The organism is Agrobacterium sp. MCAB5 (genome assembly GCF_052114365.1).
Classification (GTDB): Bacteria; Pseudomonadota; Alphaproteobacteria; order Rhizobiales; family Rhizobiaceae; genus Agrobacterium; species Agrobacterium tumefaciens.
This window is the reverse complement of sequence record NZ_JBFREP010000002.1, coordinates 141,967-156,629: the sequence shown is the minus strand read 5'-3', so window position 1 is coordinate 156,629 and position 14,663 is coordinate 141,967. Positions and strand designations below refer to the sequence as shown.

Annotated in this window: 13 protein-coding genes and 1 riboswitch; of the genes, 12 read left to right on the top strand and 1 reads right to left on the bottom strand. The window is 58.6% G+C overall.

Features of this window, described 5'->3' with window-relative positions:
- The first annotated feature begins 34 nt into the window (after positions 1–34).
- Positions 35–270: riboswitch (cobalamin riboswitch) on the top strand.
- A gap of 165 nt (positions 271–435) precedes the next feature.
- Genes AB4Z23_RS05460 through AB4Z23_RS05445 form a run of 4 tightly spaced genes read left to right on the top strand, consistent with a single transcriptional unit; the run spans position 436 to position 3,768 of the window.
- Positions 436–1,467: an ABC transporter substrate-binding protein gene (locus AB4Z23_RS05460; protein WP_013761640.1), complete on the top strand. Its 1,032-nt coding sequence runs from the start codon at positions 436–438 to the stop codon at positions 1,465–1,467.
- Positions 1,464–2,492 carry a FecCD family ABC transporter permease gene (locus AB4Z23_RS05455; RefSeq protein WP_025595575.1) on the top strand — a complete coding sequence of 343 codons (1,029 nt, stop codon included), beginning with the start codon at positions 1,464–1,466 and terminating at the stop codon, positions 2,490–2,492. The genes AB4Z23_RS05460 and AB4Z23_RS05455 overlap by 4 nt, the downstream gene beginning before the upstream one ends.
- On the top strand, positions 2,489–3,289 hold the full coding sequence (locus AB4Z23_RS05450; RefSeq protein WP_013761639.1) for an ABC transporter ATP-binding protein: 801 nt from the start codon (positions 2,489–2,491) through the stop codon (positions 3,287–3,289). The genes AB4Z23_RS05455 and AB4Z23_RS05450 overlap by 4 nt, the downstream gene beginning before the upstream one ends.
- Complete coding sequence (locus AB4Z23_RS05445) at positions 3,286–3,768, top strand: pseudoazurin (protein WP_065687784.1); 483 nt, start codon at positions 3,286–3,288, stop codon at positions 3,766–3,768. The genes AB4Z23_RS05450 and AB4Z23_RS05445 overlap by 4 nt, the downstream gene beginning before the upstream one ends.
- A 173-nt stretch (positions 3,769–3,941) precedes the next feature.
- On the opposite strand, the gene AB4Z23_RS05440 is transcribed toward AB4Z23_RS05445, so the two are convergent.
- Complete coding sequence (locus AB4Z23_RS05440) at positions 3,942–4,766, bottom strand: class I SAM-dependent methyltransferase (RefSeq protein WP_441360021.1); 825 nt, start codon at positions 4,764–4,766, stop codon at positions 3,942–3,944.
- A 113-nt stretch (positions 4,767–4,879) separates the two neighbouring features.
- Between AB4Z23_RS05440 and AB4Z23_RS05435 the strand changes: the two genes are divergently transcribed.
- The 8 genes from AB4Z23_RS05435 (at position 4,880) to AB4Z23_RS05400 (ending at position 14,655) form a co-directional block, all read left to right on the top strand.
- Positions 4,880–6,013 (top strand): ABC transporter substrate-binding protein, encoded by a 1,134-nt coding sequence (locus tag AB4Z23_RS05435; protein WP_003511043.1) that lies wholly within the window; start codon positions 4,880–4,882, stop codon positions 6,011–6,013.
- A gap of 94 nt (positions 6,014–6,107) precedes the next feature.
- Positions 6,108–7,247: an ABC transporter substrate-binding protein gene (locus AB4Z23_RS05430; RefSeq protein ID WP_065688003.1), complete on the top strand. Its 1,140-nt coding sequence runs from the start codon at positions 6,108–6,110 to the stop codon at positions 7,245–7,247.
- Positions 7,244–8,311, top strand: coding sequence for a FecCD family ABC transporter permease (locus tag AB4Z23_RS05425; RefSeq protein ID WP_065687782.1), 1,068 nt, complete (start codon positions 7,244–7,246; stop codon positions 8,309–8,311). The genes AB4Z23_RS05430 and AB4Z23_RS05425 overlap by 4 nt, the downstream gene beginning before the upstream one ends.
- A complete protein-coding gene (locus AB4Z23_RS05420; protein ID WP_003511038.1) occupies positions 8,305–9,057 on the top strand; it encodes an ABC transporter ATP-binding protein in 753 nt (250 codons plus the stop codon). Before AB4Z23_RS05425 ends, AB4Z23_RS05420 begins: the two co-directional genes overlap by 7 nt.
- A gap of 209 nt (positions 9,058–9,266) precedes the next feature.
- Positions 9,267–9,767 carry an RNA polymerase sigma factor gene (locus tag AB4Z23_RS05415; RefSeq protein WP_065687781.1) on the top strand — a complete coding sequence of 167 codons (501 nt, stop codon included), beginning with the start codon at positions 9,267–9,269 and terminating at the stop codon, positions 9,765–9,767.
- A gap of 111 nt (positions 9,768–9,878) precedes the next feature.
- On the top strand, positions 9,879–10,874 hold the full coding sequence (locus AB4Z23_RS05410) for a FecR family protein (protein ID WP_441360020.1): 996 nt from the start codon (positions 9,879–9,881) through the stop codon (positions 10,872–10,874).
- A 148-nt stretch (positions 10,875–11,022) separates the two neighbouring features.
- A complete protein-coding gene (locus AB4Z23_RS05405; protein WP_065687779.1) occupies positions 11,023–13,794 on the top strand; it encodes a TonB-dependent receptor in 2,772 nt (923 codons plus the stop codon).
- A gap of 105 nt (positions 13,795–13,899) precedes the next feature.
- Positions 13,900–14,655, top strand: coding sequence for a hypothetical protein (locus AB4Z23_RS05400; RefSeq protein WP_065687778.1), 756 nt, complete (start codon positions 13,900–13,902; stop codon positions 14,653–14,655).
- Positions 14,656–14,663: the final 8 nt, after the last annotated feature.

Sequence of the window (14,663 nt, the reverse complement as noted above, 5' to 3'; positions counted from 1 at the left end):
AGCACTATCGCAATTGACGCCCCGGCGCTTGCCCCTTATGTCAGAAAGCGACGGTTCCTGAAGCCGAAGGGCAAAGGGATTAATAGGGAACATGGTGCGGGTGATTTCTATCGCCCAATGCCGTGGCTGCCCCCGCAACTGTAAGCGGATTGCCGTTCATCCTCGTGACGCCTGAAAAGCGTCATGCCACTGCACCCTTCAAGGTGCGGGAAGGCAGATGAACGGCGTATATTCGTGAGCCAGGAGACCTGCCGTCATAATATTGACCATCGTTACGGGCGGGGATGCCCGGAAGAGGAGCTTATTATGACCTTTCCGTCCGCGGAAACGTATTTAGAGTCCCGTTCTCCATCTCCACACTTGTTGTCGCTCTGTCACTACGCGTTTTGACGCGCGGCCTGCGGATCACGCCACTTTATTTAGACTGGAGAACATATGTTTCATTTCAAACGCCTGCCGGTTTCCGCCGGTCTTCTGGCTGTCGCATTAGCGGCCTTGCCCGCCGGTGCCGCTCAGGCTGCCGAAACCGCCTATCCGCTGACGATCAATAGCTGCGGCCACGAAATCACCTTCAAGCAGGCGCCCGCCCGCACAGTATCGGTCGGCCAGAGCACGACCGAGGTTCTCTATCTGCTCGGCGTGGCCGACAAGGTGGTAGGCACGGCGCTGTGGATCGGCCCGGTTCTGAAGGGTTACGAAGACGCCAATGCCAAGGTGGAGCGGCTTGCCGACAATGATCCGAGCTTCGAGGCGGTGGTTGGCAAGAGGCCGGACCTCGTGACGACGCAGTTCCAGTGGCAGATCGGTCCCGAAGGCGTTGTCGGAACACCGGAGCAATTCGCCGAACTCGGTATTCCCGTTTATACTTCGCCTGCCGATTGCATGGGCAAGGACAATTCCGGCGGCGGCGACGGCGTGCGCAAGTCCGTTTTCACCATGGACCTGATCTACCAGGAGGTCCGCGACCTTGCGAAAATTTTCAACGTGCAGGATCGCGGCGAGGAAGTCGTTGCCGACCTGAAAAAGCGTGAGGAAGCCGCCCGCGCCAAGATCGCTTCGGCGAATGGCAAGATTTCAGCAGTCTTCTGGTTCTCCAGCGCTGAGCTGGATATCGATCCTTACGTGGCGGGCCGCAATGGTGCGCCGGGTTACATCATGTCCGCGCTCGGGCTGAAGAACGTTATCGAAAGCGATGAGGAATGGCCGACTGTTGGCTGGGAAACCATCGCCAAGGCCAATCCGTCCGTGATCGTTGCCGGCAAGATGGACCGCCGGCGTTTCCCCGCCGATGACGTCGCCGTCAAGCTCAAGTTCCTCGCTACCGATCCGGTTGCCAGCATCATGCCCGCCGTCAAGGCGGCCCATGTCTTCGAAATGGACGCGCAGGCGATGAACCCGACCATCCGCACGATCGAAGGCATTGAAACGCTGGCCGAGGCGATTTCCACAGCCGGTCTCGCCAAGTGAACGGTCTTTCCGTCAATCTTGGCAGGGCGGGTCTGGCTTTTGCCGCACTCGCCCTGCTGCTCGTCGCGCTGATGGCCGGTGCGGCCATCGGCGAGACTGCCATTCCGTTCGACGTGGTGGCAAAGACCATTGCCAATCGTGTCTTCCATGCGGGTTATCCGCTGGAGCCGCTGGATGAGGGCATCGTCTGGAGTTACCGCCTCAGCCGCGCCGTTGTTGCCGCGTGCTGTGGCGCCTCGCTGGCGCTGGCCGGTGCGGTGCTTCAATCACTTCTGCGCAACCCGCTCGCCGATCCCTATATCCTCGGTATTTCCGCAGGCGCCTCAACCGGGGCCGTGGCCGTGGCGCTTCTGGGCTTAGGGGCGGGGTTCCTGACGATGCCGGCCGGCGCCCTGATCGGGGCTTTTGTGGCTTTTTCGCTTGTCAGCCTTCTGGCGGTGCGGGCAGGGCACGGCAACAGCGCCATCATCCTGGCGGGGGTCGCCGGTTCGCAACTGTTCAACGCCATGACGTCGTTCATCGTCACCAAATCCGCCAATGCCGAACAGGCGCGCGGCATCATGTTCTGGCTGCTGGGCAATCTTTCGGGCGTGCGCTGGCCGGATGTCTGGCTGGCTTTGCCCGTCAGTATTGCGGGTCTTGGGGTGTGCCTCTGGTACGCACGCGCGCTTGATGCTTTCGCTTTCGGCGGTCAGGCAGCAGCTTCGCTCGGTATTCCGGTGCGCCGGGTCTATGCGGTGCTGATCTCGGTTTCGGCGGTCATGACGGCAGTCATGGTGTCGCTGGTCGGTTCCATCGGCTTCGTCGGTCTCGTCATCCCGCATGCGGCGCGCATCTTCGTTGGCGTTCGCCACGGCATGTTGCTGCCGGTGACGGCCCTGACCGGTGCAATTTTCATGATCATCGCAGATATCCTCTCGCGCACCGTCATTCCGGGGCAGGTGCTGCCGATCGGCGTGATCACTGCGCTGGTCGGCGCGCCCGCCTTCGCCTTCATTCTCGGGCAGAAGAGAGGCCGGTCATGAAATTATCCGCCCACGATCTGCATTTTCATGCCGGCAATCTCGACATCGTGCGCGGGGTTTCGCTGGAGGTCGCCCCGGGCGAGTTTCTGGGTATCATCGGGCCGAACGGTTCGGGCAAAAGCACGCTGCTTTCCATGCTGGCCGGCATTCGCATGCCGCGTCGGGGTCATGTCATGCTTGGTGAGGAACGGCTTGCCACATTCGGGCGGCGCGAACTTGCCCGCAGGCTGGCCTTTGTGGAGCAGCAGGCCGAAACCACCGAGCGCATCAGCGCGCGACAGGCCGTGGAACTGGGGCGCACGCCCTATCTCGGCCCGCTTTCCGCATGGTCGCCAAAGGACGACGCCATCGTCGATGCGGCGCTCGGAAATGTCGATATGGCGGACAAGGCCGAGCGAAACTGGCATCACCTTTCCGGCGGCGAACGCCAGCGCCTGCACATTGCCCGCGCATTGGCGCAGGAGCCGCATATTCTGCTGCTGGACGAACCGACCAACCATCTCGATATCGGCCACCAGATCGGCCTGCTCGATCTGGTGCGCAGGCAGGGACTGACGGTTGTGGCGGCGCTGCATGATCTCAATCATGCCGCCATGTTCTGCGACCGCGTCGCCATCATGCATCGCGGTGAAATGATCGCTGTCGGCCCACCGCGCGAGGTCCTCACCTCTTCGACCATCGCCGATGTGTTCGGGGTGCAATCCGTCGTCACCACGGATGAAAGCGGATTTTCACATATTCGTTTTCTGCCGGCCCACGGTGCGGCCGATCACGCAAGGAAAGCAACGGCACGATGATGAAATTGAAAAGACTTGCAAATCTCCGCTTTTGCGCCCGACAGCTTTGCGTTTCCGCGGGACTTGCCATGGTTGTGGCCACAGGGTTTTCCATTCAAGCCGGAGCCGAGACCTTCGAGGTGAAGATGCTGAACCGTGGCGAAAAGGGCTCAATGGTGTTCGAACCCGATTTTCTGGAGATCGCTCCCGGCGACCGCGTGCGCTTCGTGCCGAGCCACAAGAGCCATAATGCCGCGACGATCGATGGTATGGTTCCCGAAGGTATTGAAGGTTTCAAAAGCCGGATCAACGACGAATTCGAGACCGGCTTCGAAAAGCCAGGCTTTTACGGCATCAAATGCTCGCCGCATTACGGCATGGGCATGGTCATGCTGATTAAGGTGGGGGACGCGGTTTTGCCGCAGAGCTACAGGACGGTAGAGGTCCCAGGCCGGGCGAAGCCGCGCTTTGAGGAGCTATTCGAGCGGGCGGAAAAATGAGGTCCCTGCATCGCGTTTTCATGCGTCATGCCGGACTAGATCCGGCATCCAGCCACGGCGCGTCTGCACCGTGAGAAACTATTATTAAGCGATCAAGGACTTGGTCGCACTGGACCCCGGATCACATCCGGGGTGACGGAGAGCTGGGCGGCAGCTTGGTGGCTTTGGTCGCCCTATCCCTTGCCGGACGTGTGCGGCTTCACAGCGCATACTGCATAACGGTGCTGCAATCCCCGCAAGATGCCTTTCAGCAGACTGAAATTTTTTGCCTGGGCACGATGAATGGCCTGAAGTTCCTGATCGATGGCAACGGGCTCGAAGCCGGTTTCACGCAACAGCGCCGCAACGTCACCAGCTCTTGCACCCTGTGAAAAATAGACCCGCGATAGAATGCTGTTGAAGGTGTTTTCCGGATCCGCCGGCTTGTGCGGCTGGTCCGGCTTCACAAGGCCGATGCTTTCCAGACCCGCCGCCAGCTTCTTGACCAGTCTTTCGCGCCAGCCGGTGTTGACGAAATCGCCATCGACGATCAGCAGGCGTCCGCCGGGTTTCAAGACACGGAACCATTCGGCAAAGCTTGCCTTCGGGTCAACCAGCGTCCAGACCAGATGGCGGGTGATGATGACGTCGGCGCTTTCGTCCGGCTCCATCGTGTTTTCGGCGTCGCCGACAAAAAAGCGGATATTGCGCCCGCGGGTTTTCGCCTTCGCCCTTGCAAGCTCCAGCATGGTTTCCGACCAATCCATGCCGGTGACCTGAAAACCGAGATCGTCCATCAGGTGCGAGATAACGCCGGTGCCGCTGGCCAGATCCAGCGCCTTGCGGCCTTCTCCCTGGCCCAGATGCTTCAAAACCAGCGCGTGCCAGGCCTCGCGCTCTTCTTGGGAGAAAATCTCATGACCCGGGGAAAGGTCGAAAGTCGCGGCGCGGCCGGACCAATAGGTTTTGATTTCGTCTCTCAGACTGTCGTTTTTGCCATAGTGGATAGTGTCGATCATCGGTCTTCAGCTCACATACCGGTCAGTTAAGAATGGCTCTAAAACATAAAACTTGACTAGTATAGTCAGAAAATAATACAGCCGCGCCAGTCAACACTGGAGAGCAATATCCGATGCGCATCTCAGCCAAATCCGCGGCACTTGCCCTTGGCCTTCTCGTATCCGCAGCGTGGCCTGCATTGGCCGAAAAGGTCACCGTCAAGGATGTGACCGGCCGCGACGTGGAAGTCAATGTGCCCGTTTCGCATGTGATCCTCGGCGAAGGCCGTCAGATCTATTTCCTGGCGGCGCTCGACAAGGAAAACCCTTTCCAGCACGTTGTCGGCTGGCGCGACGACCTGGCGAAAGCCGACCCGGAAACCTATGCGGCCTATCTTGCCAAGTACCCTGATATTGCCAAGCTGCCGACCTTTGGCGGCATGAAAGACGGCACCTTCGACATCGAGCAGGCCATTTCGCTGAAGCCAGACGTGATCCTGATGAACATCGACGCGAAGACCGCGACGCAGGAGGCCGGTTACATCGAGAAGCTCGAAAAGGTCGGCATCCCGCTTGTTTACGTCGACTTCCGCGAAAAGCCGATGGAAAACACCGAGCCGAGCATGCGTCTGATGGGCCAGCTGACCGGCAAGGAAAAGATCGCCGAGGACTTCATAAAGTTCCGCGCGGACTCCATCGCCAAGGTCACCGATACGCTCGAAAAGGCCAATCCGAAGAAGCCCGTCGTGTTCGTCGAACGCGCCGGCGGTTATTCCGACGATTGCTGCATGTCCTTCGGCAACGAGAATTTCGGCAAGATGGTCGAACTCGCCGGCGGCATCAACATGGCCAAGGACATCATTCCCGGCACGTTCGGCAACGTCAATCCGGAACAGATCATCGCCTCCAATCCGGAACAGATCATCATCACGGGTGGCAACTGGAACGGTTATGTTCCCGGCGGTAACTGGGTCGGTGTCGGTTATGGCGCGGATATGAAGGAAGCCCACCGCAAGCTTGAAAACCTGACCAAGCGCCCGGCTTTCACCGGGGTACAGGCGGTCAAGAACGGCAATGTCCACGCCATCTGGCACCAGTTCTACAACAACCCGTATCAGTTCGTGGCCATTCAGGAAATCGCCAAGTGGCTGCACCCGGACCTCTTTAAGGATCTCGACCCCGAGGCGACCTTCAAGGAGCTGCATGCCCGCTTCCTGCCGCTCGACTACAAGCCCGGTTACTTTGTGTCGCTGAAGGACACGAAATAATACAGGGACGGTGAAGGGGAGCGCCGTCCGATCGATGGATGAAGCCGCAGCCATGCGGCTTCATCATTTTCTTTTGGAACTAAGAGGACTTCTCATGCGGCTTAACGCTCTCAGGCATCTTGCGGTGCTGGCTTTGTCTCTTCTCGCTTTGCCGGCTTATGCCGGAGAAATCACCGATGTCACCGGACGCAAGGTCGAGCTGGACCTGCCTGTCAAACGTGTCATAGTCGGTGAGGCGCGCCAGATCCACGTCATCGCGGCGCTCAAGGGCGACCAGACCTTCGACACCATCGTCGGCTGGCGTGACGATCTCCTCAAGAAGGACCCTGACAGCTACGCCGCCTATGTCGAGCGCTTTCCGCAGATCGAAAAACTGCCGCGCTTCGGTTATGTGCCGCAGGGCGATTTCAGTCTGGAAACGGCCATTACCCTTTCGCCTGACGTGATCACCCTCAATCTGGAAGCGGAAAAATCCGCCAAGGAAAGTGGTTTCGAAGAGAAGGCCGCCGCCGCCGGAATCAAGATCGTCTATCTCGATTTTCGCATCAATCCCGAAAAGAACAGCGAAGCCTCGATTGAAATTCTCGGGAAAATGTTTGGCGCGCAAGAGCGCGCAAAGGAATTCATCGCCTATCGCCGTGCAGAAATCGCCCGCGTGACCGACCGGCTCGCCAGCGTCAAAGACCTGAAGCGTCCCGGCGTCTTCATCGAGCGCGCGCCCGGCATTTCCGGTGAGGACAATTGCTGCCGCACCTTCGGCCCGGTCAATTTCGGCGCAATGGTCGATCTCGCTGGCGGCGATAATATTGCCGACGGCATCATCAAGACGACGTTCGGCGATCTCAATCCCGAGCAGCTCGTCGTTGCCGATCCGGATCATGTCATCGTAACCGGCTCAAACTGGGCGGCTGAATCCGATATCAACCAGTTCGTTCCCGTTGGACGCGGAGCCGACATGGCTCTTTCCCGGAAAAGACTGACAAACCTGATGAGGCGCACGCCGTTTCCGGAACTGAAGGCTGTCAAACAGGGCAATGTCCATGCCGTGTGGCACCAGTTCTACGGCGCGCCCTACGAGTTCTTTCCGATTCAGCAATTCGCCAAGTGGTTCCATCCCGAGCTCTTCGCCGATCTCGATCCCGAGAAGAATTTTGAGGAATTTCACCGGAAATTCCTGCCCGTCACCTACAAGCCGGGATACTTCGCATCCCTCGAAAAAGGTTCGAATGAATGAGTTCGTTGAATGAAAGCGCCGTTGGCGTAAGTGGGCGCGATCAATATCGCGCCCTTGCCGCACGAAGGATCGTTATTCTCTTCGGGCTTTTCATCGCCCTTTGTTTCACTATGGCTGCCGACATGGCACTTGGTCCGGCGCGCTACACGATATCAGAAGTTCTGGCGACGATTGCCGATCCGGCTGCTGCTGCAAACCAGCTTCGGGTGGTGATATGGGATATCCGCATGCCGATTGCGCTGATGGCGGTCACCGTCGGCGCGTCGCTTTCGGTTGCGGGCGCACAGATGCAGACCATCCTGTCCAATCCTCTCGCCAGCCCGTTTACGCTCGGCATTTCGGCCGCTGCCAGTTTCGGCGCCGCGCTGGCCCTTGTTGGCGGCGTTGCGATCTTTCCCGGTGCCGTCCAGTACATGGTGCCGATCAACGCCTTCATCATGGCGATGATTGCCGCCCTGTTCATTCATTTTGCCTCGACGATGCGCGGCGTAACCGTGGAGACTATCGTCCTTCTCGGCATCGCGCTGGTGTTCACCTTCAATGCCGCATTGTCGCTGCTTGAATATCTGGCTTCCGAACAGGCGCTCGCCGCCGTCGTTTTCTGGACCATGGGCAGCCTGACCAAGGCCACGTGGGAAAAGGTCTATATCACCGGTGGTATTCTTCTCGTTACGGTGCCGATGTTCATGCGCAACGCATGGGCGCTGACTGCGCTTCGGCTGGGTGACGACAAGGCAGCCAGCATGGGCATCAATGTGCGTCGGCTGCGGCTGCAGACCATGCTGACGGTCAGCCTTCTGGCCGCGATTCCGGTTTCTTTCGTTGGTACCATCGGTTTCGTCGGGCTTGTCGGCCCGCACATAGCCCGCATGGTGGTGGGCGAAGATCAGCGGTTCTTCCTGCCGGGCTCGGTGATCTGCGGGGCGCTGCTGCTGTCGGCAACCTCTGTCATCAGCAAGATACTCATTCCCGGCGCAATTCTGCCAATCGGCGTCATCACGGCGCTGGTTGGCGTACCGTTCTTTTTCGCGCTCATTTTCGGCAACAGGAGACGCGCATGGTAGCGCTCGCATTGAAGGATGTCGGCGCTGCCTACGGCCGCACGACTGTTCTCTCCAAGGTCGGCATCGATACGCTGGAAAGCGGCAGTGTCACGGCGGTCATTGGCCCGAACGCTGCCGGCAAGTCCACGCTTTTCAAGCGCATCGCCAGCCTGATCTCCGGTCCCGGGCTTGTCGAGTTGTCAGATACGGCACGCGGCAACCGGGCCATCTGCTACATGCCGCAGGACACCGGCGCCAACGCCGTGCTGACGGTTTACGAATCCGTGCTTCTGTCCGCCAAGCAGGGCGGCGGGTGGCGTGTTCACGACGATGAGCTGTTTGAGATCGACGCCATTCTCAAGGCGCTGAAAATCCACGATCTCGCCTTCCGGGGGCTCGGCGAATTGTCTGGCGGTCAGCGGCAGCTTGTGTCCCTGGCGCAGGCGCTGGCCCGCAAGCCGGAGGTGCTGTTGATGGACGAGCCGACATCTGCTCTCGACCTCCACCGGCAGGTCGAGGTTCTGGGGTTTGTGACCGACCTTGCCCAGAAGACTGGCATGATCGTGCTGATCGCCCTGCACGACCTCAATCATGCGCTTCGTTATTGCGAGAATACGATGGTGATCGCGCGCGGCGAAATGGTGGTGAGCGGCAGCACCGAGACGGTGATAACCCCGGCCATGCTGCGCGATATCTACCGCATCGATGCGCGCATCGAACCCTGTTCGCAGGGCAGGCCGATGGTAATAGTCGACGGCGCAATCTGACGCTATCACAGGACCCGGCCGCGCCTGCCGCCGGGTCTGCGAGTCTCTGGCTGTTGCAGGGCCCGCGACCGCACAAATTCTTGATAATAATAGTCATGAAATAGCTGTTCGGTCGAGAGTTTGGGTGCTAGAGGTTTAGACGGGAAAACTGCTTTGTCGTTTGGGGGCTTGCAGTTTCGTTTATCCTTGAAATTTCTCTCGGTTGAGACATGGGCATACGGGAAGATGACAAGCGTTATAACGCTTACGTCGCGCACAGGGTTGACCTGATCAAATACGCCGCGCTTATTTTAGGGTCGCGGGCGGACGCGGAGGACGTGGTTCAGGAGGCATTCCTGAAATTCGTTCCCGAAGGTTCCGGCAATCCTTCCAACCTCAAATCCTATCTTTTCCGCATCGTCCGCAACCTCGCCCTCGATAATCGCCGCCGCAACCGGCAGGACCTGCGGGAGCGGCCCGACGATACCCCGTTCTGGGGCGTACCGCAGGGTCACGGCACACCAGAAGAGCATGCCCTGTTCTGCGACGAGGTCCGGCAGATGCAGACTATTTTGGCCTCTCTGCCGGTCCAGGCGCGTGTGGCATTGGAAATGCATAGATTTGGCGGCTACAATATGGAAGAGATCGCCCGTCACCTCGGCGTATCCGTGGCTAGCGCCCACCGTCTGATTAAGAGTAGTATTGCCGCCATTACCAAAGAAATGCAGTAAAATAGCCTTTATTGTTTCATCTTGTGAAAAAAAGTTCTCCCTCAAACGTCTTTAAAGCAACACGGAAGACGAGGCATCTCCTCCGCCCAGTCAAAGGAACTGACCGGCTCAATGACAATTGATCCCGATAAAAAAATAACATTGCCGACCGGGAAGGCGGAAGAGGCTGCCGACTGGCTGATACGCCTGCAGACGGGTTCGGCGGAACCGCGGCTGAAGGCGGAATTTGATCGATGGTTGGCTGCTTCGCCGGCAAATCGTCTGGCCTGGGAGCGGACATGCAAGACTTGGCGCAATCTCGGTCTGGTCGAGCCGGGTTTAAAGAGCCTCTGGGAATACGCGGAGCACCTGCCTGGCGTTGCCGGAAAACAGGCATCGCGACGGCGCTGGTCCTTGCGGCATTATGCCGGCATGGCGGTGGCAGCAGTGTCTCTCTGTCTTGCGGTGCTGTTCGTTCCCACGCTTTTCGTCCATATCAAGGCCGAATATCAGACCAGTACCGCAGAGAGCCGCACCATAACCCTTGAAGACGGCAGCAGGGTGCAGCTTGCCGCGGCAAGTGCGCTTACCACTGATTTTGCCAATGGCCGCCGTAATGTGAAGGTGCTGAAGGGCGAAGCTTTTTTTGATGTCGTGCCGGATAGCGACCGTCCCTTTGTCGTGGAGGCGAAAAACCTGACCGTCCAAGTGCTTGGCACGGCTTTCGATGTCGACATGACGGATGGCGTGACGCAAGTCGCGCTTGCGCATGGTTCCGTGGAAGCTTCCTTCCGCAACGCGCCACCAACGCGGCTGGTGCCGGGTGAGATGCTGGTTGTCGACGCCTCCGGTACAATCCGGAAAGAGACCGTTCCCGTCGAGGATATTGGTGGCTGGCGCAACGGCGAGCTTTACGTTGTGGATGCGACGATCGGTTCTGTCGTCGAGCAAATCCAGCGGTATCATCCCGCATGGCTGACGATGGCGGACAAGACGCTTGCAGAGCAGCGTGTGACTGGCTTCTACAATCTTCGCGATCCGGACCGTGCGCTGGAAGCATTGGTGGAACCCTATAAGGGCAAGGTGCATGCAATTGCCAATACCGCCCGCATCATCACCCGTTTCTGAAGCGCCATAAAACAAAAAATCGTATTTATTTTCAGTCGTTTATAAAAAATTCTCCGAAACCCTGAAAAAAACTGCCGAGGCAATCGTCTTTTTGTTGAGTAATCCGGTCAAGATATAGCCGGAGCGAAGACAGGAAGACAAAAGCAGTATGCGCCTCCAGATACGTATGAACGGTTCAGGGAAAAACGCGGCAAAGCCGGCACGTATGACCGTGCTTTTGGCGACAACGGCGGTGGTCGTTTCTATGTCGGTACCGGCTTTTGCGCAGAGCGGACCGAATGCCGCCAATGGTCAGCGCTCCGGTGGCGAGCAGGGTGCAACGCGGCCTTTTAATATTCCCGCCCAGCCGCTGTCCTCCGTTGTCGGCGTTTTCGGGCGGCAATCCGGTCTGCAGGTTACGCTTGCCACGCCGTCCGCCGGCAATGTGCGCACCAATGCCGTTACCGGCAGTTTTACGGTGCGGGATGCGCTGTCCCGGCTTCTGGCCGGCACGGGCGTGAATTTCCGGTTTACCGGAAGTGGCAGAACCGTCGTCATCGGCTCGGGGCAGGCCGCTGCCGATCTTTCCGGGGCGGAAGGCACTACCGTTCTGGAAGAAATTACAGTGACCGGAAAAACCGGACGCAATTCCATTGCTGGCACCGGTTATCAGGGAACGCCCGACTGGGTTTATGAAACACCCGCCAGTGTCAGCGTCGTCAGTCGCGAGGCGATCCAGTCCGCTGGCGTGCGCAACACGCGCGATGTCTTCAACCGCGTCTCCGGCGTCTATGCCGGTGAGGGCAACGGCAGCTTCCCTACCGTTTCGCCCAATATACGTGGCTTGCAGGAAAGCGGCCGCGTGGTCGTCTCCATTGATGGTGCGCGGCAGAATGCGCAGCGTGGCGCAGCTTTCGGCGGGGCCACGAGTTACACCGCGAGCGCCGGGCAGGGTTACGTCGATGTTGCCTTTATCCGTGCTGTCGAGATCGAGAAAATAACCAATGCGAGGTCGGGTAACGCGGGTTCGCTTGGCGGGAAGGTCGAGTTCCGTACCGTCAGCGCCGCCGATCTGATCCCCGAGGGTGCGAACAAGGGGGCTGAGGTGAATGTCTCCCGTGGCACCAATGGTTACGATTTTCAGGGTTCGGTTCTGGCCGCAGTTCGTGAGCCGAATGGCCCTCTCTCCTTTGTTGCCGGTTACAGCCGCACGATCATGGATGAATACAAGATCGGAACCAAGGGTGAGGCCCAAAGCACCGCTTTGACGATGAAGGATCTGCTCGGCAGGGACGGTTGGTCGACCTTTTTCAAGGGCGAAGGTGACTTCGGGGATGTGCAGACTTCGTTGTCATGGATGCATCAGCAGAATGATTTTGTTCAGGGTGCGTCCACCGTGGTCGACAGGGAAAGTGTACGCAACGACAGCGTCGTCGCGAAGCTGGACTGGGACCCCGAAAGCGAACTCATCGATTTCAAATCGTCGTTGTGGCTGAACGACAATATGACGCACGAGTTGCGATCGGCGCGCACTTATGCGGTGGAGACCAATCTAGATATGGGCCTGCGCAGCTTCGGTGGCAACTTGGAAAATACCAGTCGTTTCGACACCAAGGCGGGTGCGCTCAGCCTAAATTATGGGGCCGAAGCCTTCCGGGATATAGCCACATCCGTTGCTATGAGCTCCAAGATCAAGGAAAACCCCTCCTTTGCTACCAGCTACACGGCTTTCAGCCCCGCCGGGCGGCGCGATGTCGCGAGCCTGTTTTTAAACGGTGAGCTGGAGCCGGCGGATTGGATCACGCTAAGTGGCGGCGTGCGTTACGACTGGTCACGCCTGAAGGGATCGGCGACTTATTACAGTACCCGCAGCTATCTCGTAGACACCTCTGTCCCCTGCGATCCAGTCGGCAACCATTACACACCTCTCGACTATTTCAATCAGGTGTTCCTTCCCGCCAACCCGTCCTGGACTGCGCGCTACGCGCTTTATCTGGCGCGTGCCTGGCCTAATGCTTCGGCAGGTTGCATGCCTGGAACTGGCACAATTACGCCACCGATACCCGTTACCGACTACCCGGAGCACAATGTCGATATCGATCGCACCTACAGTGCCTGGCTACCCTCCGCCACGATTGAACTGAAACCCGTCGACTGGTTCCGTCCCTATGTGAGCTATTCCCAAAGCCTGCGTCCGCCGACAATTCTCGAGGCTCTCTTTGCCGGTGCCCGTCCGGGGGACAGCCCCGGATATGAATATGCCCCGAACACATCCCTGCGGGCCGAAAAAGCCACCACTTACGAAATCGGCGCGAATATGAGCTTTGACGGCGTGCTGCTGGACAACGATTCCGTCCGCATCAAAATGGCCGCCTTTCGCCGTGAGGTGAAGGATTACATCGCTCTCGGTTATCTCGTCACGGATCAGGTGGCGGATCGGACCTATACCAGCTTCGTCAATCTCGATGGCACGACCTATATGCGCGGCCTTGAATTCGAGGGCAATTACGATGCGCGAAGCTTCTGGCTTGGTGGCTCAGCGACGCTGCTGAAGACCGATTGGCCGGACAAAACCCAGGTTTTCTCTAACGGCACGACCACGACAAGCGGCGAGATCGTCGCATGGCCGGGTGACGTTGCACCCAAGGTGAAGCTGACGCTCGATGGCGGCATGCGTTTCTTCGAGGAAAAATTCTCTATGGGCGCACGGCTCAACCATGTCACGCCGACGCAATCGCGGACGCTCGATACGGAGGGTAATCTGCGGGAGGTAACCGATCCCTACACGACGGTGGACCTATACGGCTCCTATACCTTCAACGAAAAGGCGACGCTTCGTTTCGCGGTCAACAACCTGACCGACCGCAAATACATCCCGGCAGCCAGTGCCTATACCGCGCCGGGCCGCACATTTATCGCAACGATGAACGTGAAGTTCTGATGCGCGGAAGAAATTCTCCGGGCTGGGGTTGCAGCCCGTCCCGGAGATGAAACGCCTTCGTCACATGACAAAGGTATCCCTATTGGCCAGCAAAGGAGTACACCTATGGCTACCACAATTCAACTGACGCAGTCTTCCTCCGACCTGATCGGTTACCTCAACGGTTGGACGAGCGGTTTCGGTTCGACCTATGGTGCGTTCTACGACGCTCAGACCAGCTCTCTCGCCACTACCACTATCGATCCGAACACGACCTATGAGGCGTGGGGCGATGGCAGCAACGGTGGCAAGGGCATTGTCATGAGCGGTGCCCTGCAATACTCCCAGGGCAACCTGACAGGTTCGGTCGACAGCATCGTTCTCGGCACCGGCTACAGCCAGTCCACTAGCGGCATCGCCGTCAGCCAGCAGGAACTGTTGATCGATCCCGACGGCTCCTACTCGCTCGCAGGCGCTCGCGATCTTCTCGATCTCGCCGTTTACCAGCTTGCCCGTTTCGGCTCTCTGTCCGGCTTCTATGACTACTTCGCGGCCACCGGCACGGTGATCGAGGATACGGCCGCTTCCAATACCCTGACGGGCTTTGCCGGCGCGGACACCTTCCTATTCTCCGGCGGCAATGACGTCGTGAACGCCGGCCCGACCGGAACCTACGGTTATCAGGATGGTACGGATACGCTTGATGTTTCCGCTTGGGGTGCAACTTCGGTGAATGATTTGTTGTGGTATAACGATAACGGAAATGCCGTTATCCTTTCGGCAGCAGACACGTCCGTATCCATCACGCTCAACGGTGTCGATGCAAGCGTACTGGACGCATCGGACTTCATTTTCGCCAGCGCATCGGCGCTTGCCGCTTAAAGGAAAAT

Bases quoted from the DNA above. Each gene is read 5' to 3' on its own strand.
- AB4Z23_RS05460 (WP_013761640.1), top strand. From the start codon at position 436: ATGTTTCATTTCAAACGCCTGCCGGTTTCCGCCGGTCTTCTGGCTGTC.
- AB4Z23_RS05450 (WP_013761639.1), top strand. From the start codon at position 2,489: ATGAAATTATCCGCCCACGATCTGCATTTTCATGCCGGCAATCTCGAC.
- AB4Z23_RS05445 (WP_065687784.1), top strand. From the start codon at position 3,286: ATGATGAAATTGAAAAGACTTGCAAATCTCCGCTTTTGCGCCCGACAG.
- AB4Z23_RS05440 (WP_441360021.1), bottom strand. From the start codon at position 4,766: ATGATCGACACTATCCACTATGGCAAAAACGACAGTCTGAGAGACGAA.
- AB4Z23_RS05435 (WP_003511043.1), top strand. From the start codon at position 4,880: ATGCGCATCTCAGCCAAATCCGCGGCACTTGCCCTTGGCCTTCTCGTA.
- AB4Z23_RS05430 (WP_065688003.1), top strand. From the start codon at position 6,108: ATGCGGCTTAACGCTCTCAGGCATCTTGCGGTGCTGGCTTTGTCTCTT.
- AB4Z23_RS05425 (WP_065687782.1), top strand. From the start codon at position 7,244: ATGAGTTCGTTGAATGAAAGCGCCGTTGGCGTAAGTGGGCGCGATCAA.
- AB4Z23_RS05420 (WP_003511038.1), top strand. From the start codon at position 8,305: ATGGTAGCGCTCGCATTGAAGGATGTCGGCGCTGCCTACGGCCGCACG.
- AB4Z23_RS05415 (WP_065687781.1), top strand. From the start codon at position 9,267: ATGGGCATACGGGAAGATGACAAGCGTTATAACGCTTACGTCGCGCAC.
- AB4Z23_RS05410 (WP_441360020.1), top strand. From the start codon at position 9,879: ATGACAATTGATCCCGATAAAAAAATAACATTGCCGACCGGGAAGGCG.
- AB4Z23_RS05405 (WP_065687779.1), top strand. From the start codon at position 11,023: ATGCGCCTCCAGATACGTATGAACGGTTCAGGGAAAAACGCGGCAAAG.
- AB4Z23_RS05400 (WP_065687778.1), top strand. From the start codon at position 13,900: ATGGCTACCACAATTCAACTGACGCAGTCTTCCTCCGACCTGATCGGT.